General features: G+C 61.7%; 23 protein-coding genes. 12 read left to right on the top strand and 11 right to left on the bottom strand.

Annotation, left to right across the window (positions count from 1 at the left end):
* Positions 1-8 precede the first annotated feature (8 nt).
* The 3 genes from rpmE (at position 9) to era (ending at position 2,332) form a co-directional block, all read left to right on the top strand.
* Positions 9-233 carry a 50S ribosomal protein L31 gene (gene rpmE, locus GKIL_RS10750; protein WP_023173605.1) on the top strand — a complete coding sequence of 75 codons (225 nt, stop codon included), beginning with the start codon at positions 9-11 and terminating at the stop codon, positions 231-233.
* 93 nt (positions 234-326) lie between these two features.
* Positions 327-1,421, top strand: a complete 1,095-nt coding sequence (prfA, locus tag GKIL_RS10755) for a peptide chain release factor 1 (RefSeq protein WP_023173606.1) — start codon at positions 327-329, stop codon at positions 1,419-1,421.
* Positions 1,418-2,332, top strand: a complete 915-nt coding sequence (era, locus tag GKIL_RS10760) for a GTPase Era (RefSeq protein WP_023173607.1) — start codon at positions 1,418-1,420, stop codon at positions 2,330-2,332. Before prfA ends, era begins: the two co-directional genes overlap by 4 nt.
* On the opposite strand, the gene purC is transcribed toward era, so the two are convergent.
* The gene (purC, locus tag GKIL_RS10765; RefSeq protein WP_051382770.1) at positions 2,329-3,072 is read right to left on the bottom strand and encodes a phosphoribosylaminoimidazolesuccinocarboxamide synthase; all 744 of its coding nucleotides are present in this window, start codon (positions 3,070-3,072) and stop codon (positions 2,329-2,331) included. The genes era and purC overlap by 4 nt on opposite strands.
* 18 nt (positions 3,073-3,090) lie before the next feature.
* Positions 3,091-3,306: a regulatory protein SipA gene (gene sipA, locus GKIL_RS10770; protein WP_023173610.1), complete on the bottom strand. Its 216-nt coding sequence runs from the start codon at positions 3,304-3,306 to the stop codon at positions 3,091-3,093.
* 116 nt (positions 3,307-3,422) lie between these two features.
* Between sipA and yidD the strand changes: the two genes are divergently transcribed.
* A complete protein-coding gene (gene yidD / locus GKIL_RS10775; RefSeq protein WP_023173612.1) occupies positions 3,423-3,680 on the top strand; it encodes a membrane protein insertion efficiency factor YidD in 258 nt (85 codons plus the stop codon).
* 27 nt (positions 3,681-3,707) lie between these two features.
* Complete coding sequence (tatC, locus tag GKIL_RS10780) at positions 3,708-4,502, top strand: twin-arginine translocase subunit TatC (RefSeq protein ID WP_023173613.1); 795 nt, start codon at positions 3,708-3,710, stop codon at positions 4,500-4,502.
* 110 nt (positions 4,503-4,612) lie between these two features.
* Here tatC and GKIL_RS10785 read toward each other — a convergent pair whose 3' ends face one another.
* The 3 genes from GKIL_RS10785 to GKIL_RS10795 form a co-directional block, all read right to left on the bottom strand.
* Entirely contained in the window at positions 4,613-5,281 is a 669-nt protein-coding gene (locus GKIL_RS10785; protein WP_023173615.1) for an OmpA family protein, read from the bottom strand.
* A gap of 44 nt (positions 5,282-5,325) precedes the next feature.
* Complete coding sequence (locus GKIL_RS10790) at positions 5,326-6,669, bottom strand: PrsW family glutamic-type intramembrane protease (RefSeq protein WP_023173617.1); 1,344 nt, start codon at positions 6,667-6,669, stop codon at positions 5,326-5,328.
* Positions 6,670-6,790: 121 nt separating this feature from the next.
* A complete protein-coding gene (locus GKIL_RS10795) occupies positions 6,791-8,074 on the bottom strand; it encodes a histidine phosphatase family protein (RefSeq protein ID WP_023173618.1) in 1,284 nt (427 codons plus the stop codon).
* 78 nt (positions 8,075-8,152) lie between these two features.
* Here GKIL_RS10795 and GKIL_RS10800 point away from each other — a divergent pair, with 78 nt between their 5' ends.
* Complete coding sequence (locus GKIL_RS10800; RefSeq protein ID WP_023173619.1) at positions 8,153-8,803, top strand: tetratricopeptide repeat protein; 651 nt, start codon at positions 8,153-8,155, stop codon at positions 8,801-8,803.
* Between the two features lie 11 nt (positions 8,804-8,814).
* Here GKIL_RS10800 and GKIL_RS10805 read toward each other — a convergent pair whose 3' ends face one another.
* Entirely contained in the window at positions 8,815-10,119 is a 1,305-nt protein-coding gene (locus GKIL_RS10805; protein WP_023173620.1) for an ABC transporter permease, read from the bottom strand.
* A 13-nt stretch (positions 10,120-10,132) separates the two neighbouring features.
* Positions 10,133-11,494, bottom strand: a complete 1,362-nt coding sequence (locus GKIL_RS10810) for an efflux RND transporter periplasmic adaptor subunit (RefSeq protein ID WP_023173621.1) — start codon at positions 11,492-11,494, stop codon at positions 10,133-10,135.
* 109 nt (positions 11,495-11,603) lie between these two features.
* On the opposite strand from GKIL_RS10810, the gene cofH reads away from it, so the two are divergent.
* On the top strand, positions 11,604-12,764 hold the full coding sequence (cofH, locus tag GKIL_RS10815) for a 7,8-didemethyl-8-hydroxy-5-deazariboflavin synthase subunit CofH (protein WP_023173622.1): 1,161 nt from the start codon (positions 11,604-11,606) through the stop codon (positions 12,762-12,764).
* Here the strand turns inward: cofH and GKIL_RS10820 are convergent.
* Together GKIL_RS10820 and GKIL_RS10825 are read right to left on the bottom strand one after the other, a co-directional pair.
* The gene (locus GKIL_RS10820; RefSeq protein ID WP_023173623.1) at positions 12,761-13,369 is read right to left on the bottom strand and encodes a D-glycero-alpha-D-manno-heptose-1,7-bisphosphate 7-phosphatase; all 609 of its coding nucleotides are present in this window, start codon (positions 13,367-13,369) and stop codon (positions 12,761-12,763) included. The two genes, cofH and GKIL_RS10820, sit on opposite strands and share 4 nt — an antisense overlap.
* Positions 13,356-14,207 (bottom strand): alpha/beta hydrolase, encoded by an 852-nt coding sequence (locus GKIL_RS10825; RefSeq protein ID WP_023173624.1) that lies wholly within the window; start codon positions 14,205-14,207, stop codon positions 13,356-13,358. The genes GKIL_RS10820 and GKIL_RS10825 overlap by 14 nt, the downstream gene beginning before the upstream one ends.
* 202 nt (positions 14,208-14,409) lie before the next feature.
* Between GKIL_RS10825 and psbA the strand changes: the two genes are divergently transcribed.
* Positions 14,410-15,492, top strand: a complete 1,083-nt coding sequence (gene psbA / locus GKIL_RS10830; RefSeq protein WP_023172020.1) for a photosystem II q(b) protein — start codon at positions 14,410-14,412, stop codon at positions 15,490-15,492.
* A gap of 113 nt (positions 15,493-15,605) precedes the next feature.
* Complete coding sequence (locus GKIL_RS10835; protein WP_023173625.1) at positions 15,606-17,441, top strand: M2 family metallopeptidase; 1,836 nt, start codon at positions 15,606-15,608, stop codon at positions 17,439-17,441.
* 5 nt (positions 17,442-17,446) lie between these two features.
* On the opposite strand, the gene GKIL_RS10840 is transcribed toward GKIL_RS10835, so the two are convergent.
* Positions 17,447-18,427, bottom strand: coding sequence for an ABC transporter substrate-binding protein (locus GKIL_RS10840; RefSeq protein WP_023173626.1), 981 nt, complete (start codon positions 18,425-18,427; stop codon positions 17,447-17,449).
* 135 nt (positions 18,428-18,562) lie between these two features.
* Between GKIL_RS10840 and GKIL_RS10845 the strand changes: the two genes are divergently transcribed.
* The 3 genes from GKIL_RS10845 to cobT all read left to right on the top strand — a co-directional run bounded on the left by GKIL_RS10845 (position 18,563) and on the right by cobT (position 20,405).
* Positions 18,563-18,820 (top strand): hypothetical protein, encoded by a 258-nt coding sequence (locus tag GKIL_RS10845; RefSeq protein WP_023173628.1) that lies wholly within the window; start codon positions 18,563-18,565, stop codon positions 18,818-18,820.
* 95 nt (positions 18,821-18,915) lie between these two features.
* Positions 18,916-19,299 carry a DUF302 domain-containing protein gene (locus GKIL_RS10850; RefSeq protein WP_223173826.1) on the top strand — a complete coding sequence of 128 codons (384 nt, stop codon included), beginning with the start codon at positions 18,916-18,918 and terminating at the stop codon, positions 19,297-19,299.
* A 23-nt stretch (positions 19,300-19,322) separates the two neighbouring features.
* On the top strand, positions 19,323-20,405 hold the full coding sequence (cobT, locus tag GKIL_RS10855; protein WP_023173630.1) for a nicotinate mononucleotide-dependent phosphoribosyltransferase CobT: 1,083 nt from the start codon (positions 19,323-19,325) through the stop codon (positions 20,403-20,405).
* Here the strand turns inward: cobT and GKIL_RS10860 are convergent, their stop codons facing one another.
* Entirely contained in the window at positions 20,406-20,597 is a 192-nt protein-coding gene (locus GKIL_RS10860; protein WP_023173631.1) for a hypothetical protein, read from the bottom strand.
* Between the last annotated feature and the right edge of the window lie 29 nt (positions 20,598-20,626).

Genomic DNA, 20,626 nt, shown 5'->3' on the forward strand with positions numbered 1-20,626 from the left:
AACCAGTCATGGCGAAAGCCGGTATTCATCCTCGTTACGAGCAGGCCCGCATCGTCTGCGGCTGCGGTACTGTCTACGAAACCCGTTCCACCAAGCCCGGCGTGATCAACGTCGAGATCTGCGCCGCCTGCCACCCCTTCTTCACTGGCCAGCAAAAGATCGTAGACGCCGAGGGCCGGGTTGACCGCTTCCTCAAGAAGTACGGCAACGTCCAGGTCCGTTCCAAGCGCTGAATATCCATGTTCTGTGCTGCTTTGCCGTTTCATTAGCGCCGCTGTTTGGTTTTAGTCCAGACAGTCAAGCTGCACTTGCAAAGGAGCACAGTCATGGCCAGCCCCGATTTGATGGTTCAAAAGCTCAAAGACATCGAGCGCACCTACAACGATCTGACCGATCGCTTAGGCGATCCGGGCCTGGTCAGCAATCCCCAGGAGATGCTGCGGATCGTGCGGATGCGCTCGGGCCTTGAGCGCACGGTCGAAGCCTACCACCAGTGGCTCAAGCTGGGCGACGAACAAAAATCTGTCCGCCAGATGGTGCGCGACGAACAAGATCCCGAGTTGCGCGAACTGGCCGAAGAAGAACTCGCTGGCATCGAGGAGCGCATCGCCCGACTCGAAGACGAGATCACCCTGCTGTTGTTGCCGCGCGATCCGAACGACGAAAAGAACGTCATGCTCGAAATTCGGGCCGGGGCGGGGGGAGACGAGGCGGCGATCTTTGCCGGGGATCTGATGCGCATGTACACGCGCTACGCCGAAGGCCAGGGCTGGACGGTCAAGCTCGTGAGCGAATCGGTGGCCGACATGGGCGGCTTCAAAGAAGTGATCCTCGAAATTCAAGGCGAGAGCGTCTACTCCAAGCTCAAGTTCGAGGCGGGGGTCCACCGTGTCCAGCGGGTGCCGGTCACCGAGACCCAGGGCCGGGTTCACACGAGCACGGCGACGGTGGCGATCATGCCCGAAGTCGAGGCGGTCGATGTCGAGATCAACCCCAACGACATCGAGATCACGACCGCCCGCTCCGGCGGCGCAGGCGGCCAGAACGTCAACAAGGTTGAGACCGCCGTGCATCTGGTCCACAAGCCCTCCGGCATTCACATCCATTGCCAGGAGGAGCGCTCTCAGCTGCAAAACAAGGAACGGGCGATGCAGATTCTGCGCGCCAAGCTCTACGACATCAAGCAGCGCGAGCAGCACGAGCAGGTTTCAGGAATGCGCCGCTCCCAGGTCGGTACCGGCGATCGGTCTGAAAAAATTCGCACCTACAATTACAAGGACAACCGGGTGACCGACCACCGCCTGAGCCAGAACTTTACCCTCACCACTGCGATCGGCGGGGAGATCGAACCGCTCATCCAGTCGGCAATCGCCGCTTCCCAGCGCGAACAACTGGCGGAACTGGCCCGCAGCAGCGGATGATTCTCCCTGAAGCGCCGCCTGATTTTCGTTCGGGCTTTGTCGCTATCTTGGGCCGTCCAAATGTCGGTAAATCGACGCTGGTGAACCGGCTGGTAGGCGAAAAAGTAGCGATCACCGCTCCCACCGCCCAGACGACGCGCAACCGCCTGCGGGGCATTCTCACCCTGCCCACCGCCCAGATTGTCCTGGTCGATACCCCCGGCATTCACAAGCCCCAGCACCGCCTGGGAGAGGTGCTCGTCCACAATGCCCGCCGGGCAGCCGCCTCGGCGGACGGCATCTTGTTTCTGGTCGATGGGTCCGTCGAAGCCGGTAGCGGCGATCGCTTCATCGCCGAGAGCCTCAAGGGGCTCCCGACGCCCCTCTGGCTGGTGCTCAACAAGATCGACCAGCGCTCAGCGCGCAGGGCCGATCTGATCCGCGAGAGTTACCGGACACTCTTTGATCCGCCCGTCGAACTGCGGGAAGTATCCGCCCTCAAAGGCACAGGTATTGAGTCGCTGCTGGCCGATGTCATCAACCGTCTGCCCCGTGGCCCGTACTACTATCCGCCGGAGCTTTTTACCGATCAACCGGAGCGCTTCATCATGGGTGAGCTGGTGCGCGAGCAGGTTTTGCTCGCTACCCGCGAGGAGATTCCCCACTCGGTCGCGGTGGTGATCGAGCGGGTCGAAGAAGGGGAGCAACTGACGCGGGTGCTCGCCACGATCCTGGTCGAGCGCGATTCGCAAAAAGGGATCTTAATTGGCAAGGAGGGCCAGATGCTCAAGAGCATCGGCACAAAGGCCCGCACCCAGATGCAGAAGCTGGTCGGTCACAAAGTCTTCTTGCAACTGTTCGTCAAGGTCAAGGAGCGCTGGCGGCAGTCGGACGCCACCCTCAAAGATCTGGGCTACCGGCGGGAAGATTAAAACGAGGTCGCCCCGACCCGCTCCAGTACCTCCTGGTAGGCGGCGTCTACGTCGCCCAGATCGAAGCGGAAGCGGTCCTTGTCGAGCACCCGGTCCTCGTCGAGGGTCCACAGCCGGCAGTTGTCGGGGCTCAATTCGTCGCCCAGTTGCAGTTGACCGGCGTTGTCGTAGCCGTATTCGAGCTTGAAATCGACCAGTCGAATGCCGCAGCGCAAATAAAAGGCACCGAGAATGTCGTTGACTTTGAGGGCGGAGTGCCGCAGCTGGGCCAGCTGGATCGCATCGACGAGGGTGAGCACCTTGAGGATGTGATCGTCGTTGAGGAGCGGATCGCCCAGATCGTCGCTCTTGTAATAAAACTCGATGAGCGCTTCGCCCAGCACCGTGCCCGTCTCAAGGCCGGTGCGTTTGGCAAGACTGCCGGCGACGATGTTGCGCACCACCACCTCCAGCGGAATCATCTGCAACCGGCGCAGGCGCAGCAGGTTCTCGCCTGCCTGTTCGATAAAGTGCGTCGGCACCCCCGAGCGCTCCAGCAGCGTAAAGAGTTTGGCTGAAACCGTGGCATTCACCCGGCCCTTGTGGGCGATTGAGCCCTTTTTTTGGGCGTTGAAGGCAGTGGCGTCGTCTTTGAATTCTGCCAGTAAGATTGCCGGATCACTGGTCGTATAAAGAATCTTGGCCTTGCCTTCGTACAATTTTTCTGCCACGGACTTTTTCCTGCCAGGCGACGAGATCAAGTTAGCACAGGCCACCCGTCAGCTTACCGGCTCCAGATCGCTGCCGTCGATTAAAAATGCGCCCTGCTTGAAGCGCACCGCCCAGTAGTTCGCAGGCCGCCTGTCGAGAATCTGGCCCTCCTGGCCGACCTCCAGGAAGCTCGAAGGCCGCAGCATCGGCATCGTATCTGCCGTCTTGACAAAAGGAGGAATCCGCACCAGCCGCACCGTCTGGCCTACCTGCATCTCCGCCATTGCGAAACTCTTTAGCGCTGGCTCCAGTGTAGCGCCCGGTCTTTTTAAGAGTTTTCCACAGCCTTGTGCATAAGTTGTGAATTGTTAGGCTAAAAGCAGTGATCGCCCGTTCTGCCATGATGCCCACCCGCCGGGTTGCCACCGGGGCAATCCGCTTTTACCAGCGATTTCTCTCGCCACTCACCCCCCCCAGTTGCCGCTTTGTGCCCACCTGCTCGGAGTACACGCGCCAGGCGATCGATCGCTTTGGCGTCATCCGGGGGGTGTGGCTGGGCAGCCGTCGCCTCTGCCGGTGTCATCCGTGGCATCCGGGCGGTTACGATCCGGTGCCGGAAAACCTGGACAAACCCCGGATGCCCGAACCCGGACGTTAGAATTGTGAGCGGTATGGTTTGAAAACGATGACCGCCATTCGACCCGATCCGCAGCAAGAAGAACAACAGCCGCCCGACGCGGCGGGCCTCAGCGAGCCCACCGAAGAAAACGAATTTCCTGACGAAGTCGAGATGACCCTGAGTGAACATCTCGAAGAGCTGCGCACCCGCATCTTCTGGGCACTCGGCGCTTTTTTGGTAGCGACGATCGGCTGTTTTGTCTTTGTAGGACCAATCGTCCAGCTTTTACAAAAACCCGCCGGAACAGCGGTCAAGTTCATCCAGACCGTCCCCGGCGAATACTTTTTTGTCTCCTTTAAAGTCGCCGGTTACTGCGGCCTGCTCATCGCCGCCCCGGTGATCCTCTATCAGGTCATCCGCTTTGTGCTGCCGGGGTTGAGCCGCCGCGAGCGCAAGTTCCTGTTACCGATCGTCAGCGGCTCCAGCGTTCTATTTGTGCTGGGCATCGTCTTTGCCTACTTCGTGCTCGCCCCTGCCGCTTTGCTCTTTTTTGTCAGCTACGGTGCCAACGTCGTCGAGCAGACCTGGACGATCGAGCGCTACTTCGACCTGATGTTCTTTATGCTCCTCAGCTCCGGCATCGTCTTTCAGCTGCCAATTCTCCAGGTACTGCTGGGGGTGACGGGGATCGTCTCCTCCGCCCGAATGTTCTCAGTCTGGCGCTACGTCGCCCTGCTGGCAGTCGTGGTCGGGGCGGTGGTCACTCCCTCCACCGACCCCCTCACCCAGAGCCTGCTCGCTGGAGCGGTGACGGGCTTGTATTTTGGCGGGGCCACCACCGTCCGCCTGCTCGGAAAATAGCCATAGAGGTAGGGCTCGCTAAGATGAACTTGCTTGCCACACACCGCCCAGATTGGCTCAGGGAACACTGCCGCCGCCTGTAAGCCCAGTCGTTCGGTTATTGCGCGCCTCTATACTCGGCGCACGACAATCTCGACGCGGCGGTTTTTCTGGCGGCCCGCCGGATTGTCGGACCCATCGGGGTTGGCATTCGGCGCTACCGGATGGGACTCACCAAAACCGGTGGTGCGCATCCGTCCGTTCTCGATCCGGGCGTTCTGGAGGAGCCAGCCCTGGACGGCAGCGGCGCGGCGGCGCGAGAGATCGAGGTTGTAGCTGTCACTGCCCATCGAGTCGGTGTAGCCTTCGATGCGCACCGGCTTGCCCGGATAGCCCTTGAGGACTATGGCCACCTTCACGAGGGCAGCCGCTGCGTCTGGCCGAATGTTGTCCTTATCAAAGTCAAACAACACATCGGCGTCAAGGACGATTCGGGTTTCTGTCCTGGTATCGATTGCCCTGAGCTGGGTCTTGGCCTCGCGCACCTGGCTGGGAACCACCTTCACAGGCACCGTCACCGTCGGCACATAGCGGCTGGGGATCGTTTTGTTGGGCACGGCGACAGAAGGCGTCGTCCGATTCGGCACAGTGACGGAGGGGGTGGGCGCGCTCGGCACCGTCACCGTTGGGACTGTCTGGGTGGGGACGGTGCGCGTCTGATTTTGCTGGGCGGCACAGGGGAAGGACCAGATGCCGGCAACCATGACAAGAATCAAGCCAGGCAGTAGCTGACTTTTCATCTAAAAAGTTCTCCTGATAGCACCTTGTTTTTTAGGGAAAAGATTTACTTGTTGAGCGGGATCGCCCGTGTGGCAAAGTTCTTTTCGCGGGTGGGCGAGAGCTTGCGGGCCTTGAGAATCGCCGCCATCAAAAAGGCAAAGGCGATCACCCCGGCAAAGGCGAGGACCGAATCGCCCAGCACCCGCGCTGAGTCCCAGAGCGCATGGATAGATGCGGCACTCAGGTAGCCCACGAGAATGATCCACCAGCGCTTGGCCGCGCTGCGCTTGAGGGCGGCGAGGCCAATGAAGTAGCCCAGATAGCCGCTGTAGGCCATATGCCCGGCGACGTTGCCGATGATGCGCGGAATGAGCAGTTGCAGCCCCGCCATCTGCCCGAGGCCAAGCCCGGCCTGGGCTCCGATACTCTGGACGGTGGCGGGGACGTACTGGGCCAGGGTCTCGTAGAGGGTGAAGCCGACGCCGCAGGCAGCTCCGAGCAAGATGCCGTCGAGCGGTTCGAGCACGCCGATCCGCTCGCGCCAGGGCGAGGCGAGGCGGCGACCGATGATCAAGGCGGCCAGCACCGGTAGCGCCTTGACGAATTCTTCGAGCATCCCCGCTCCGAAGAAGAAGGTCGTCAGTTGCTCAAAAAATCCAACGGGCACACCCTGGTGCATCCGGCCGATCATCGCGTCGGTGTTGCCCGGCAGGACGTAGCGAAAGACAAAGAAGAACAGCTCCATCAGCGGACTGACCAGGATCAAGCAGGTGCTGAGGGCTGCACCGACGATCACCCACCAGGGTTTGGTCTTGCCGCACAGCTGGTAGACGAAGTAGTAGCCCACCCCCGCCAGATAAAAAGCAAGGATCAAGTTGAACAGCATCGGCTTGCCGACACTGTTGAACATGGCGATGACAAACATCACCGTGATGATCCCTGGGATCAAGTACGCCTTGTTGAGCAGGTCGCGGCCAGTGGAGGTGATGGGCAGAAGCTGGGTGATGCTGATCCGATCGGGCGGTGCGTCGGCGACTGGCAGCGGTTCCGGCAGGGGCAGGCGGCTTTTTTCACACTCGAAGAGAAATTCGGGGCCGTTGTGGCCGAGCATGATCCGATCGCCGCTCTGGAGAATGTGGCTGCCTTCGAGGCGGGTGCCGTTGATGTAGGTGCCGTTGGCGCTGTTGAGATCGCAGATCTGCCAGCCGGTGCTGCCCGGCAGGGGCAGGATCTGGGCGTGGTTGCGGGAGACGCCGCTGTAGCGGCTCGAATCGAGAACGATCTGACAGCTGGGGGAACGGCCCAGGGTGACGGTCTCAGCATCGGCAAGGGAGTGGCGATCGCTGCTGGGGGTGCCTTCCAGGCTGAGCTGCCGCAAGAAACCTTTGTTCCGATTTTTGAGTGACATGATGTTTCTCTGGCCGCTTGCAAGAGTGGGGGCAGGTGGCGGGATGTTGCGGAATTCTCAGTGACCCGTCACCATTTTCTCTCACAGGTCAAGTTTTCGTAGAGGCGCTTCTGGCTGAAGTTCACAAAGCACCGGCGGCTGTGCAATCGAGTACACCGCCCAGGTGGGAGGTAATGTTGGCAGCACTCAGTTGGGGACGGCCAGTAGGGCCATCCGGATAGTCGATCACCGTCACCGAGCCGTTGCCCTGCTTGAAGCGCCAGAAATCCTCCGGTCCAGCTCCGAGGGTGGCAGCGACGATCGCCTTGTTGATCGCATCGTGGGCCACCACCAGAGCAGTCCCCTCGCCCACAGTCTGGGCGATCTGCTGCCAGGCTGCCCACGCCCGTGTCCAGACCTGGGCAAGGTTTTCGCCCTCAGGCATCTGGACAGTGTGGGGCTCGCGCTGCCACTGATCGAGCTGTCCGGGAAAGAGCGCTTCGATCTGGTGGCGGAACTTGCCTTCCCACTGGCCGTGGCTGATTTCCTGCAGCGCGTCCACCAGTTCCAGCCTCACCTCATGATGGAAGCGCAAGATAGCCTCCGCCGTGCTGCGCGGACGCAACAGCGGACTGCTGAAGGCCCGCTGGATCGCCACTTCTTTGAGAAAGTAGGCGGCCTGCTCCGCCTGCCACTGTCCCTGGGCATTGAGGGGCACGTCGATCTGCCCCTGAAAGCGCTCCTGGCGGTTCCACTCGGTCTCGCCGTGGCGGACGAGCAACAGGCGCACGCCGCGCTTGAAGGGCGGCAGGGGAGAACCGGTGTGGGCGGTGAGGTTCAGCGATTCGAGCTGGGCGTAGCCGCTTTTGTCGAAATTCAGCACGCTGATGCCGGTATTAGACTGCAACAGCAAGGGGTAGGCGCGGGGGGGCAGCCCGAGGGCTGTTGCCAGCAAGGCTTTATTGATCGCGTTGTGGGCCACCACCAGCACACAACCGCCGTCGCAGCTCTCCAGGAGCGCCTGCCAGAACTGGCCTGCCTGCTGCCAGAGGGCCGGTAGCGGCGCAAAATTGCCGAGCAAGAGCTTCTCAGGCGCTGTGCGCCAGGTAGTGTGTTGCTCTGCAAAGTGCTCGGCCAGCTGGACGTGGTTGAGCCCTTCCCAGCCGGGCAGGTCGATCTCCAGCAGCCGATTATCGAATGTAACCGCCAATTCAGGACGCTCGGAGAGCAAAATTTCGGTTGTCTGGCGGGCGCGCTTGAGGGGGCTGGAGAAAACCCGATCAAAGGCGACGTTCTTGAGCGCGGCGGCGGCGGCCCGCGCCTGCTCTACACCTTTTTCGGTCAGCTCCGAAAGATCCGTGCGTCCCTGCACCAGCCCCTGCACATTCCAGGTACTCTGTCCATGACGAACCAGCACGACGCGCATCCGTACACCTCTTTTTGACCGGGGACGCAAACGCACCCATATTAGCGCTGCTGCAAAGCTAGAACAGGAGAAAACCGCGTGCAGGTACAAAGGCGAGTGGGGCGTTTCTGGCGAATACTCACGATCTTTTTGCTCTTCTGGCCTGCCGCCCTCCCTGCCCAGGATCTAAGCCGCCGCGAGCACGACTGTGCGCTCCAGAAGCGGGGTCTGGCCGCCGGGCGCAACCGCCATCTCAACGCCTGTGTCAACTACGGCTGGCAGTTGCACCTGCAGGGGCGCAATCGAGACGCTATCGGAATTCTCACAGAAACTGCCAGCCTGGTACCCGACGACGAAAAGCCACTCAACGCCCTCGGGGTGATTTATCTGTTCACGGGCAACTATTCCCGCGCCGTCGAAGCCAACCGGCGCGCCCTCCAGCGGCAGCCCAACAACGAGGTGGCCTTCTACAACCTCAGCCTCGGACTGTGGGAGTTGGGCCGCTTTGAGGAGGCAGCCCGCGCAGCCCGGGAAGCAACCCGCTTAGACAGCACCAACCCCCATCCCTGGGTGGCTCTCGCCATCGCCGAAGCAAAAGCGGGCCGCCCTGATCTGGCCCAGAGCGCCTATGCCCAGGCCATTCGCCTTGATCGCCGCTACCGGCAGTCGCCCTACCTGGCCCGCCTGAAGCGATCAGATTTTAGCGACCGGCAGATCGCCGCCGCCCGCGCCTTACTTCATAACAGATAGTTCGCCTTCTCCTAATCGGTCCTGAGGGCCTGGATTGGGTCCAGCCGGGCCGCCTGGCGGGCCGGGTAGACACCAAAAAAGACGCCGATGGCGAGGCAGACCACCAGCGACAGCGCAATCGATTCGGGAGCGACGCTCGTCTGCCAACCCAGCGTCGCGCTCACCGCCCAGGCTGCCCCAAGGCCCAGGGCGATGCCTGCCAGACCGCCACTTGTAGAAAGCACCACCGCCTCGATCAAAAATTGCCAGAGAATATCGCTGCGCCGCGCTCCGATCGCCTTGCGGATGCCGATTTCGCGGGTGCGCTCGCTCACCGAGACGAGCATGATGTTCATGATCCCGATGCCGCCCACCACCAGCGAGATCGCAGCGGTGACACCGAGCAAGATCGTAAAGATACCCGTGACGCTGTTGGACGCCTCGACCAGGTCAGCCTGGTTGCGGATGATAAAGTCGTCCTCGCGGGGCGGCACGATCTTGTGGCGCAGGCGCAGCAGGTTCGTCATCTGGTACTGGGCGGCGTCGATCTGATCGGCGCTTTTTGCAGAGACAGAAATGCTGCTCAAGGCAATGCCGTTGAGAGAGTTGACGCCCACGATCCGGCGGGCCATCGTCGTCAAGGGCAGCACCACCTGATCGTCTTGATCGCGAAACTGGGTCGCTCCCTTGTATTCGAGGGTGCCCACCACCAGAAAATCTTCGCCCTGGATGCGCACACTCTTGCCCACCGCACTGCGCGCATCGAGGCCGAGGGCGTCTACGACGGTCTGGCCCAGGACCGCCACTTTTGCCCCCTGCTCCAGTTCGAGCTGGTTAAAAAACCGTCCGCTCAGCGGCAAAAAGTCGCGCACCGCGACGTACTCGGGGGTGGTACCGAGCAGATTGGTGTTGGTATTCGCTTCGCCGTAAACCACCTGGGCGCGGCCATTTAAGCTCGGAGCAACGCCCGCGATCGACTGAGAAGAAGCGGCGATCGCCCTGGCATCGTCCCAGCTGAGGGTCGTTGCCGTTCCGGCTCCCCGCGAAGCGCCGGGGGTACCGGCGAAGACGGCAGCACCGTTCTGGACGAAGATCAAATTCGAGCCCAGGGACTTGAGTTGGGCCTCGGTCTGCTGCTGTGCCCCCCGGCCAATGGCCACCATCGCAATCACAGCGGCGATGCCGATAATCACCCCGAGCATGGTGAGGGCCGAGCGCAGCTTGTTTGCCAGCAGCGATCCCCAGGCCAGACCAATCGTCTCGATCAGATCCAGGCCACCCCGGCGAACCGGAGGTTGGGGGCGAGGGCGGGCAGTGAGGGTTTGCTTGAGTTCCATCAGGTGCCTCTGCCTAGCGCGGTACGCCCCGGTTGCCCCGGCTGCCGCTGCCCCCCGGCGGTCCCCCGAGCGGTGAATTGTTGCTGCGCACGGGCCGGTCGTTGGGCCTGCGGCTACTCGGAAAGGTGATGTAAACCCGGTCGCCTTCTTTAAGGCCAGCCAGCACTTCGGTCTGGGCACCGACCGTCGCTCCGACTTTGAGCGGCTGAAAGTGGGCGCGTGTCCTACCTGGCACGTAGACGCCCATCCGGCCCTGTTCGTTGAGGACAGCTGTCGTCGGTACCAGCAGAGCGTTCTTGTGATCGCCCACCTGAAACTTCGCCGTCAGATTCATCGCCGATCTGAGCAACCGGCGGTCCGGGTCGGTGATCCGCACCCGCACCTCGAAGCTGGTGACGTTCTGGACGACCACGCCTTCCGGGGCGACCAGGCGCACGACGCCACTAAAGGTCCGATCCGGGTAAGCGTCCACCTGCAATTGCACCTTCTGTCCTGGATAGATGTTGCGGATGTCCGACTCGGCGACGCTGGCCACCGCCTCCAGTTGCCCGGCCATCGCCAGAATCGACGAGGAGGTGGCGGAAGTGGTGGCACTCGCCGAGGTGGTGGGGGTGACGAAGGAACCGGGGTTGGCAAATTTTTGGGTGATCACCCCGGCGAACGGGGCGCGAATTGCGGTGTCGTTTACCTGGGTCTGGATGTCCTTGAGGGTGCCCTCCGCCTGGATCACCTGGGCGCGGGCGGTGTCTTTGTCTTCGATGCGAAAGCCCGCTTTTTGCAGGCTGTACTGCTGGCGCAGGCCGCCAATCTGGGCGAGGCTCGCCTCATACTGGGAGCGGCTGACATCGAGGGTGTTGCGGCTCACCGCCCCGGCAGCGTAGAGCTTTTCGTTGCTCTCGTAGGTCGAGCGGGTGGCGATGAGCTGGGCTTCGGCGTTGCGCAGATTTTGCTCGGCCTGGGCAATTTCCTGGGGCCGGTTGCCTGCCTCCTGCTTGCGCAGGTTGGCTTGGGCGGCGGCGAGGGCACCCTTCGCCTGCAAAAGCTGCCCCTGCAGATTGCTGTCGTCCATGCGGGCGAGGATCTGACCGGCTCTGACCTGCATTCCTTGATCGACGTACAGGGCTGCGAGCCGACCCGGCTGCTTGGGGGAGATATTTACAGGTGTGAGGGGCTTGATCGTTCCGGCGGCTGAGACGGTGACGGTGATGTCCTGGCGGGTTGCCCGGACGGTCTGCTGATCCAGTTGCGCCTGATCGGCTGGCTGCGGAGAACGAGCAAAGATAAACCAGACAACAGCCAGAAGAGCCGCCGCCCCTGCGGCGAGGAGCAGCCACCTTGATCCCTGCTGGGTTTGCTTTTTACTGACAACGGCCATCGGCAGATTCGATCGACACTATGGATCCAGACGCCCGCGACAGGCCGGAGGTTCTGCCCGTCGGCGGCAACTGGACTTTCGGCCAGGTTTGCTCCATACCATGGATAGTATGGCTGACATTGCTGCAACGGACGACAGGCTCCAGTCCCTCCTCGATCATGCCCTCGCAGACCGGCCCCTGTCGGTGCCTGACGCTGCTTTTTTGCTCTCACAGACAGACCCGCACCGGCGCGAGCGCATCCGGGCGGCGGCGGACAGCCTGCGCTCGGCCCTGGTCGGGGAGCGGGCCAGCTACGTGATCAACCGCAACATCAACTTCTCGAATATCTGTATCCAGCACTGCTCGTTCTGCGCCTTTCGCCGCGATGCGGGGGAGGCCGGCGCTTACCATCTCGACTTTGCCCAGATTCTTGCAAAGACCGCCGAGGCGGTGCGCTACGGTGCCACCGAAATCTGTATGCAGGGAGGGCTCAACCCGGCGGTGCGCCCCGACCGTGGCCGGGTGCTCGACTACTACCTGCAACTGGTCGATGCGATCAAGTCGCGCTTTGCCCCCATTCACCTGCACGCCTTTTCACCCCAGGAGTCGTTTTTTATTGCCCGCGCCGATGGGCTGCCTGTCGAAACGGTTCTGGCCGAACTGCAGGCAGCGGGGGTCGATTCGATGCCGGGCACAGCGGCGGAAGTGCTCTACGAACCGGTGCGCCGTCGGCTCTGTCCAGAAAAGCTCAGCACCTTCGAGTGGGTGCAGACCGTCCAGGCTGCCCACCGCCTTGGCCTGCCCACGACGAGCACGCTGCTTTCAGGCCACATCGAGACACCGACGCAGCGGGCGATTCATCTGGGGGTGCTGCGTTCGATCCAGCAGCGCACCGGCGGCTTCAGCGAATTCGTCCTCCTGCCCTACGTGGGCCTGGCTGCTCCCCGTGCCCTGCGCTCGCGGGTAGGCCGCGATCAGCCCCTGCTGGCGGACACGCTGCTTATTCAGGCTGTCGCCCGTTTGTTCTTCGGTCGCTGGATCGTCAATCACCAACCGAGCTGGGTAAAACTGGGCATCGCTGGGGCGAGCGAGGCGCTGCGCTGGGGCTGCAACGACATCGGCGGCACCTTGATGGAGGAGCACATCACGACGATGGCCGGAGCCCAGGGCGGCACCTGTCAGTCTCCAGAGGCTCTGCGCCAGGCAATTCGCGCCGCTGGCCGCGAACCCTACCAGCGCGACACGCTCTATCGAGAAATTCGAGCAAGGGACCTGGCAAGCACCGGTTAGTGCCCGAGGATCCAGTCCACTGCCTTACTCAAGTCAGAAGCCAGATAATCCGGCTCGACGCGGTACTGGTACTGGCCCGTCCGTACCTGCGTTCCAAAACCCGTTTCGACCAGGATGCCCCGGCAGCCGGCGTTGCGGGCCAGGTCCACATCCGTCGCCTTGTCGCCGACCATGAAGCTCTGGCGCAGGTCGATGTCGAACCGCCAGGCTGCCGCCACCAGCATACCGGTGTTTGGCTTGCGCCAGGCGGACCAGTAGCTGTACCCGGCCTGGGTGCCGCCCTCGTCCGGCCCGAGCGTCGGCGCAAAGAGCACCCGGTCGAGCCAGGCATCCGCCTCAGTCTTCAAGAGCATCGCAAGCCGCCGATGCAGCGCCTCGACGTGTTCGAGCGGGTAGTAGCCCCGCGCCGGACCGGACTGATTGGACACCAGAACCGTGAACAATCCCCGCTCGTTCAACCGCCGCACCGCCTCCGCTGCGCCGCTGATGAGTTCGAGATCTTCGAGTGTGTGCAGGTAGCCGCGCTCCTGGTTGAGTACACCGTCGCGGTCGAGAAAAACCGCCGGCTGCAGGCCATTTGATCCCTGGGATTCAACGGCTGACATAGCGTTGCTGAAGCCAGCTTTGAATGTCGCTCTGGACCTGGGCGCTTCTATGATCGTGCAGCAGGTCGTGGCGGCAGTCGGCGTATTCTTTGAGCATCCGGTCGTTGCTGCCGAGGCGGTCAAAAAACTGGCGCGTGCCTGCTACCTCGACGACCGCATCGACCGGTGCCAGCAGAACCAGGGTCGGCAGCGTCAATCTCTCAGCCCGCACGATGCAGAGCCTGCCGGCCCGGCGCAACTCACTCACCAGCCGGGCGCGGGTGATCCCATTGATGAGCGGGTCGGCTGCGATCCGCTCCTGCTCCCGCACATCGGTTGTCACCCTGGCCGGGTTGTACTCTCTTGTGAGGATGCGGTGGGGAGCCAGCCAGTTGAGCAGGTGCATCGCTACTTTTGTCGCCCTGGGCAGACGGTTTTCGATCGAGAAGGCCGGTGATACACAGATGAGCCCCCGAATGCGCTCAGGCCACTCCAGGGCAGCGAGCGTTGCCACCACAGCCCCCATGCTGTAGCCCAACAGCACGACGGGCCGATCCTTTCCTGTATTACCCAGCCCCTCCAGTGCCGCCTCGACATCGATCAAAAATTGCCCAAAGCGGTCCACCCGAGCAGGCGGTCCCTCGGAGCGGCCCTGACCGCGCAGATCCAGTCCCCAGACCCGCCAGCCCATCGGCGCAAGGCAATCCGCCAGCCTCGTATAACGCCCGCCATGCTCGCCCTTACCAGGAATCACCAGCACCGTCCCGCACACAGGCACGGTCGCCTCCCAGCGCGAGAGGTGCAAGCGCAGACCATCTGCCGTTTTTAGCTGTAGATCGGTGTGCGCCGTGCTGACCATCCGCCCGCTAGTGAGAACATGGGTATTATCGCATCGGCCTGCCAGACTCTGCGGCACTCCCCGTGGACTCCAACTCAACTCTGAGCTATAAGTCCTGCTGATAGCAAATATAAGCAAAAAGCAATTGAGTAAATGCTGAGAAGTCTGTGAACTAATGTATCGTTTATAGTGATGAACCTTACTATCTGGATTTATCAGAACTATGACTGCAACACTTGAGCGTCGTTCGACTCAGGGATTGTGGGAGCGCTTCGCCGACTGGGTCACCTCCACCAACAACCGCTTCTACGTCGGTTGGTTCGGCGTCTTGATGATCCCCACCCTGCTTTCGGCTACCATCTGCTACATCGTCGCCTTCATCGCCGCCCCGCCGGTGGACATGGACGGCATCCGCGAGCCGATTTCCGGCTCCTTGCTTTACGGCAACAACATCATCACCGGCGCTGTCATTCCCAGCTCCAACGCTATCGGTCTTCACTTTTATCCGATTTGGGAAGCAGCCAGCATGGATGAGTGGCTCTACAACGGCGGGCCTTACCAGCTTGTCGTCTTCCACTTTTTGATTGGGGTGTTTTGCTACCTGGGTCGGGAGTGGGAGTTATCGTATCGTCTGGGCTTGCGTCCCTGGATCTGCATTGCCTACAGTGCGCCTGTGGCGGCAGCGACGGCGGTGTTTTTGATTTACCCGATTGGTCAGGGCAGTTTCAGCGATGGGATGCCGTTGGGTATCTCCGGCACGTTCAACTTCATGTTTGTCTTTCAGGCGGAGCACAACATTCTCAACCACCCCTTCCACATGCTGGGAGTGGCGGGAGTGTTCGGTGGTTCGCTTTTCAGTGCGATGCACGGTTCGTTGGTGACCAGCAGCCTGATTCGTGAGACTTCTTACGAGGAGTCGCAGAACTACGGTTACAAGTTTGGTCAGGAAGAGGAGACGTACAACATCATTGCGGCCCACGGCTACTTTGGTCGTCTGATTTTCCAGTACGCGAGCTTCAACAACAGCCGTTCGTTGCACTTTTTCCTGGCGGCGTGGCCGGTTGTAGGGATCTGGTTCACGGCGCTGGGCATCAGCGTGATGGCGTTCAACCTGAACGGGTTCAACTTCAATTCGAGCATCGTGGATTCGCAGGGCCGTGCGATTTACACGTGGGCGGACGTGGTGAACCGGGCGAACTTGGGAATGGAAGTGATGCACGAGCGCAATGCGCACAATTTCCCGCTGGACCTGGCGTCGAGCGAGAGTGTGCCTGTGGCGGTGAGCACCGCTGACCTCAACGGCTAATTCCAGCAATCTTTCCTCAAAGTTTGTTGACAGAGGCTCCTTCGGGAGCCTTTTTGTTTGGTTTGGAGCAGAAATGTTATGGTCGGGACTGTCCAAAAAGAAGAGACAGTCCTGTGAACCGCAATGTCTATCTGGTCGCCTTGCTGGCTGCGCTGGGCAGCCCGGTGGCGGCGACGGCCCCAGCATCCGCCGCTCCCCGTCTGGCGTTCGTTCAGTCGGTGGCCGAGGCTCAAAAATTCATGCAGCGCGCCGAGGGCGAACTGGCCGAATTGAATGTCAAGGCCAACCGCGCCAGCTGGGTGGGTGCCACCTACATTACCGACGACACCGAAGCGCTCTCAGCGGATGCCCAGACGAACCTCAATTCAGCGATCCAGCGCTTTGCCATCGAGGCGAAGCGCTTCGACAACCTGCAGATGCCGCCGGAACTGGCGCGCAAGTTCAAGTTGTTAAAGTTGAACCTGATTGCCCCGCCGCCCAGCGACAGCAAAGAACAGCAGGAGTTGACCCGGCTGACGGTCGGCATGGAGAGCGAGTACGGCAAAGGCACCTACTGCCGCTCGCCAGTAGATGGCAAACAGGAATGCCTGCAGCTCAACGACCTCGAGCGCATCCTGCGCACCAGCCGCGATCCAAAAGAATTGCTCGATGTCTGGCAGGGCTGGCACCAGATTGCCCGGCCCCTGCGCCCGCGCTACGAGCGCTTTGTGCAGCTTTCAAATAAAGGGGCGCGGGAGCTGGGCTTCGCGGATACCGGCGCAATGTGGCGCTCGAACTACGACATGAGCCCGGCCCAGTTCAGCGCCGAGGTCGAGCGGCTCTGGCAGCAGGTGAGGCCGCTCTATCTGTCTCTCCACGCTTACGTGCGCACAAAACTGGGCGAGCAGTACGGTACGCAGCTGGTACCTGCCGACGGTCCGATTCCGGCCCATCTGCTGGGCAACATGTGGGCGCAGGAGTGGGGCAATATCTATCCGCTGGCTGCTCCGGCCAACGACCAGCGCGGCTATGACCTCACCCAGCTGTTGACGGCCAAAAAAGTCGATGAGCGCGAGATGTTCCGCTACGGCGAGCGCTTCTTTACTTCCCTCGGTTTTGCGCCGTTGCCTAAAACTTTCTGGGAGCGCTCGATGCTCACCAAACCGAGGGACCGGGACGTGGTCTGCCACGCCAGCGCCTGGGACATCGACAACCTCGACGACGTGCGCATCAAGATGTGTGCGGAGGTGACGGACAGCGACTTTGTGACCATCCATCACGAGTTGGGCCACAACTTTTATCAGCGCGCCTACAAGACCCAGCCTCCCCTGTTTCAAAACAGCGCCAACGACGGCTTCCACGAGGCGGTGGGAGACACGATCGCCCTCTCGGTCACCCCCGACTATCTGGTCAAAGTGGGCCTGCTGGGTAAAGCTCCCGGTCCCGAATCGGACACAGGCTTCCTGCTCAAGCAGGCGCTCGACAAGGTTGCCTTCTTGCCCTTCGGCCTGCTCATCGACCAGTGGCGCTGGAAGGTCTTCTCAGGCGAAACCCAGCCCAAAGATTACAACAAGAGCTGGTGGGAGTTGCGCGAGCGCTACCAGGGGATCGCACCGCCTTTGGCCCGCAGCGAAGCCGACTTTGACCCGGCAGCCAAGTACCACGTTGCGGCCAATACGCCCTACATCCGCTACTTTCTGGCGAGGATACTGCAGTTTCAGTTCCACCGGGCGCTCTGCCGCGAGGCGGGCTATACCGGTCCCTTGCATCGCTGCTCGATCTATGCCAACCGCGCTGCTGGGACAAAACTCGCAGCGATGCTCGCCGCCGGTCAGAGCCAACCCTGGCCCGATACGCTCTACGCGATGACGGGCGAGCGCCAGATGGACGCCTCGGCCATGCTCGACTACTTCGCGCCGCTCAAAAGCTGGCTTGACGCCCAGAACCAGGGCAAAAAAGTCGGCTGGTAGCCTGCTTAAGGCAGGGCGGCGGTGCGCGATTGCGCCTTGATGAAGCGAGCGTCAAAGAGCGCATTCAAGTCGGGCCTGGTCTTGGCCAGGCCCGACTTGACCAGAAAGCTCGCGATAATCTTCGATTGGTAGTGCAGGTTGGTGGGCACCTTCGTCTCCGGCGCAAAGGTGGCAAGATTTTCAGCGAGTGAGAAGATGCGCGTGCCGCTGTCGTAGCTCTTGTAATCTTCTATACTCGTCCCTGCCCGTCTGGCCATGATCTCGACCGCCTCTTTCGGGTTTTTCTGGATGTAATCGAGGGTATCGAACCAGGTCTTGACGATCTTTTGCACCTCGTCGGGATGGGTTTTGACGAACTCTTCGCGGAAGACAAGATGATCTGAGATGGCACCGGGAAAATCTTTGGAGCTAAAGAGCACCTTGCCCTTGCCGGTACTGAGAGCCTTGGTGGTAAAGGGCGCAAACACCCCCACCCCGTCCAGTCTCCCGGCGGCGAAGGCGGCAGCGGCAGCGCCGGTCTCGATAGGCGTGAACTGGATGTCTTTGGCGCTCAACCCCGCCTTCTCAAGGCCCAGCAGCAGCAGGTAGTGATCCACCGTGCCCAGCTCCGCGCCGAGCTTTTTGCCCTTGAGGTCTTTGATCGAGGAGATGTCTTTTTTGACGATAATCTGGTCGTTGCCGGCGGAGTTGTCGTTGGTAAGGACGATCTTGAGCTTTGCTCCCGCCGCCGCCGGTGAGATCGTGTCGTTGAGCGTCTGACAGTTGGCATCGAGCTTGGCCGCCACCAGGGCGCTAATCGAATCGGCGTAGCCCTCGAACCAGACCATCTGCACATCGACATTATTTTTCTTAAATAGTCCCTTCTCCTCGGCTACCTTCCAGGGAAACCAGCCCGGCCAGGCGCTGTAACCGATCTTGATCGGCGCTGCAAGCAGGGGAGCAGTTAGATTGAGCCAGAGCAGGGCGGTGAGCAGAGCTTTGCGCATGTCGAGAACTCTCCGGAAGAACACTTGATCGTGGCGCTATTCAGACACCCTTGCCGTCGAGAGTCCGTATTCGCCGCTACTGTCCTGGTGCTTACCTCTGGGATAGTAAAAAAGTCTGTCTCAGCGCCTGCAGCCATGACCATCCACCCCGATCTGACGCGCCACGTCGAGGAGCGCTTTTTGCCCGCGCTGCCCTCGCCCCACCGCGAGGCCGCCCGGATTCTCTACACCCAGTTGCGCCGCCTAGACGCGCTCAGCGCCCAGGCAGCCGACTGGTTCGGCCCCGATCAGCCTGCCCCTCGCGCCCAGTGTGAACAGGCACTCATCGAGGTGGCTGTCGAAGTGCGGGAAGCCTACAAGATCGTTCTGGCCCTGGCACAACCGCCGGTATAGACCACACCGAACCGTGGCCGTGTCTTGCAACGAATCTGTAGTAGGATTGGGCTGCTCGGTAGAGCATTCGCGTACACTTGCGGTCGATGATAAGTATGGACAACGGTATCGTCAGCAAACCCAGCCCCTATTCAGTCTCTGAGACGATCGACAGACTGGTGGCGGTGCTCGAAGCGAAGGGCATCGCCATCTTCTCGCGCATCGATCAGCAGGCCGAAGCCGAAAAAGTCGGTCTTGCCCTGACGCCCATTCAACTACTTATCTTTGGCAATCCACGGGCAGGCACGCCGCTGATGGCCGCCGTTCCCGTGAGCGCCCTCGATCTGCCCCTCAAGGCGCTTGGCTGGGAGGACAGCCAGGGCCAGGTCTGGCTGAGCTACAACCGGCCCGACTACCTGCAGCAGCGCTTTGGCCTGAGCGACGCGCTCATCAAAAATATTGCCGGGATCGGTGCGCTCGTCGATCAGGCGCTGGCCTGAGGCACTCGCTTACAATCGGCGACATGGTGATCTACAGCTTCGATCCGGCTGCGGGCCGGCGGTGGATAGCGGCACTGGCAGGAGTCCGGCCTGCCTTTGCCTGTGTGCTGGGCTTTACTGCCACCTGCCTCATCCCCGGCATCTCGGCGGCGGGGCTCACCCCCGAGGCGCGCCGCTCCACGGCGGCGGGCGACGCGCTGATGCTTTTGAGGGGCGAAACGAGCCGGCTTCCCACCGCTCCAGAAGGGTACCCCTCGCCGGTGATCATCAGCCGTGCGGTCGTCGAACTGCTCGATCTGCCCGTCTGGGTATTGGATGCGGGGCTGGTGGAGTCCTGCAGTGGGGCGGTCGATCTGGGTGGTGCGCCGGCGCGCTGCCTCAGCAGCGGCTCCGCCCTCGATCTTGCGGTCGTGGAGCATCTTTTTGAGCAGGGATTGCACTGGGGGGAGCGCCTCGCTTCTGCGGGCGATTATCTGGCGATCGGCGAGTGCGTCGCCGGGGGCACGACGAGCGCTCTCGCGGTGCTCTGCGCCCTGGGTTACGAGGCAGACGGCCTGGTCAACAGTTCCCATCCCACCTGCAACCACGATCAAAAGCGCGCCCTGGTGGAGCAGGCCCGCGCCCGCGCCTGCTTGAGCCCTTCTGCTTCTGCCCTGGAGATGCTTGCGGCGCTGGGGGATCCGGCCCAGCCGGTCATTGCCGGGATGGCGATTGCCGCCAGTGGCCGGGGGCCGGTTCTCCTCGCCGGTGGCACCCAGATGCTGGCGATTGCGGCGGTAGCCCAGCACCTGGCAGAGCAAAATGGACTCTTCTGGCGGGCGGACCGCATCGCTGTCGGTACGACCCGCTGGGTGGCTTCCGACCCGAGCGCCGACGCGGCCCTGCTTGCTCAGCGCATCGGCGTCGTGCCCCTTATCGCAAGCGAGCTGAATTTTGCTTGCTCGCGCTTTGCGGGCTTACGCGCCTACGAGCGGGGCTACGTCAAGGAGGGCGTCGGTGCCGGTGGCCTCGCCATCGCCGCCGAACTGGCCGGTCTCGGGCAGGAGCGCCTGCTGGAGCGCATCGAGCAGCTGCTTGTAAAAGCGCTTACCCCGGCAGTGCAATAATCAGCCTTCTTGAACGCTCTGCGGTTGAATCTGCTCCGGCAGGCGCTGGCACCTTTGCTGGAGGGTCAATCCCGCCTGGGTAAGGGCTGCGTGTACCGGCAGGGGCTCGCTTATGGTCAGAACTTGCACCTGGAGCACCGCATCGCTCAAAGCGGGATCGGGGCCAAAACAACAGTCGCGCTCTTCGCTCATCTTCCGATCGCTCAGGACATTTCTCTATT

Origin of the sequence: Gloeobacter kilaueensis JS1 (assembly GCF_000484535.1) — a bacterium.
GTDB classification, from domain to species: Bacteria; Cyanobacteriota; Cyanobacteriia; order Gloeobacterales; family Gloeobacteraceae; genus Gloeobacter; species Gloeobacter kilaueensis.

Excerpts from the sequence above, each read along its gene's own strand:
- GKIL_RS10785 (WP_023173615.1), bottom strand. The coding sequence starts at position 5,281 with ATGAAAAGTCAGCTACTGCCTGGCTTGATTCTTGTCATGGTTGCCGGC.
- sipA (WP_023173610.1), bottom strand. The coding sequence starts at position 3,306 with ATGGCGGAGATGCAGGTAGGCCAGACGGTGCGGCTGGTGCGGATTCCT.
- GKIL_RS10810 (WP_023173621.1), bottom strand. The coding sequence starts at position 11,494 with ATGGCCGTTGTCAGTAAAAAGCAAACCCAGCAGGGATCAAGGTGGCTG.
- era (WP_023173607.1), top strand. The coding sequence starts at position 1,418 with ATGATTCTCCCTGAAGCGCCGCCTGATTTTCGTTCGGGCTTTGTCGCT.
- GKIL_RS10850 (WP_223173826.1), top strand. The coding sequence starts at position 18,916 with ATGGACAACGGTATCGTCAGCAAACCCAGCCCCTATTCAGTCTCTGAG.
- prfA (WP_023173606.1), top strand. The coding sequence starts at position 327 with ATGGCCAGCCCCGATTTGATGGTTCAAAAGCTCAAAGACATCGAGCGC.
- cobT (WP_023173630.1), top strand. The coding sequence starts at position 19,323 with ATGGTGATCTACAGCTTCGATCCGGCTGCGGGCCGGCGGTGGATAGCG.
- GKIL_RS10820 (WP_023173623.1), bottom strand. The coding sequence starts at position 13,369 with ATGTCAGCCGTTGAATCCCAGGGATCAAATGGCCTGCAGCCGGCGGTT.
- cofH (WP_023173622.1), top strand. The coding sequence starts at position 11,604 with ATGGCTGACATTGCTGCAACGGACGACAGGCTCCAGTCCCTCCTCGAT.
- GKIL_RS10790 (WP_023173617.1), bottom strand. The coding sequence starts at position 6,669 with ATGTCACTCAAAAATCGGAACAAAGGTTTCTTGCGGCAGCTCAGCCTG.
- GKIL_RS10825 (WP_023173624.1), bottom strand. The coding sequence starts at position 14,207 with ATGGTCAGCACGGCGCACACCGATCTACAGCTAAAAACGGCAGATGGT.
- yidD (WP_023173612.1), top strand. The coding sequence starts at position 3,423 with ATGATGCCCACCCGCCGGGTTGCCACCGGGGCAATCCGCTTTTACCAG.
- GKIL_RS10845 (WP_023173628.1), top strand. The coding sequence starts at position 18,563 with ATGACCATCCACCCCGATCTGACGCGCCACGTCGAGGAGCGCTTTTTG.
- rpmE (WP_023173605.1), top strand. The coding sequence starts at position 9 with ATGGCGAAAGCCGGTATTCATCCTCGTTACGAGCAGGCCCGCATCGTC.
- psbA (WP_023172020.1), top strand. The coding sequence starts at position 14,410 with ATGACTGCAACACTTGAGCGTCGTTCGACTCAGGGATTGTGGGAGCGC.
- tatC (WP_023173613.1), top strand. The coding sequence starts at position 3,708 with ATGACCGCCATTCGACCCGATCCGCAGCAAGAAGAACAACAGCCGCCC.
- GKIL_RS10795 (WP_023173618.1), bottom strand. The coding sequence starts at position 8,074 with ATGCGCGTCGTGCTGGTTCGTCATGGACAGAGTACCTGGAATGTGCAG.
- GKIL_RS10840 (WP_023173626.1), bottom strand. The coding sequence starts at position 18,427 with ATGCGCAAAGCTCTGCTCACCGCCCTGCTCTGGCTCAATCTAACTGCT.
- GKIL_RS10860 (WP_023173631.1), bottom strand. The coding sequence starts at position 20,597 with ATGAGCGAAGAGCGCGACTGTTGTTTTGGCCCCGATCCCGCTTTGAGC.
- GKIL_RS10805 (WP_023173620.1), bottom strand. The coding sequence starts at position 10,119 with ATGGAACTCAAGCAAACCCTCACTGCCCGCCCTCGCCCCCAACCTCCG.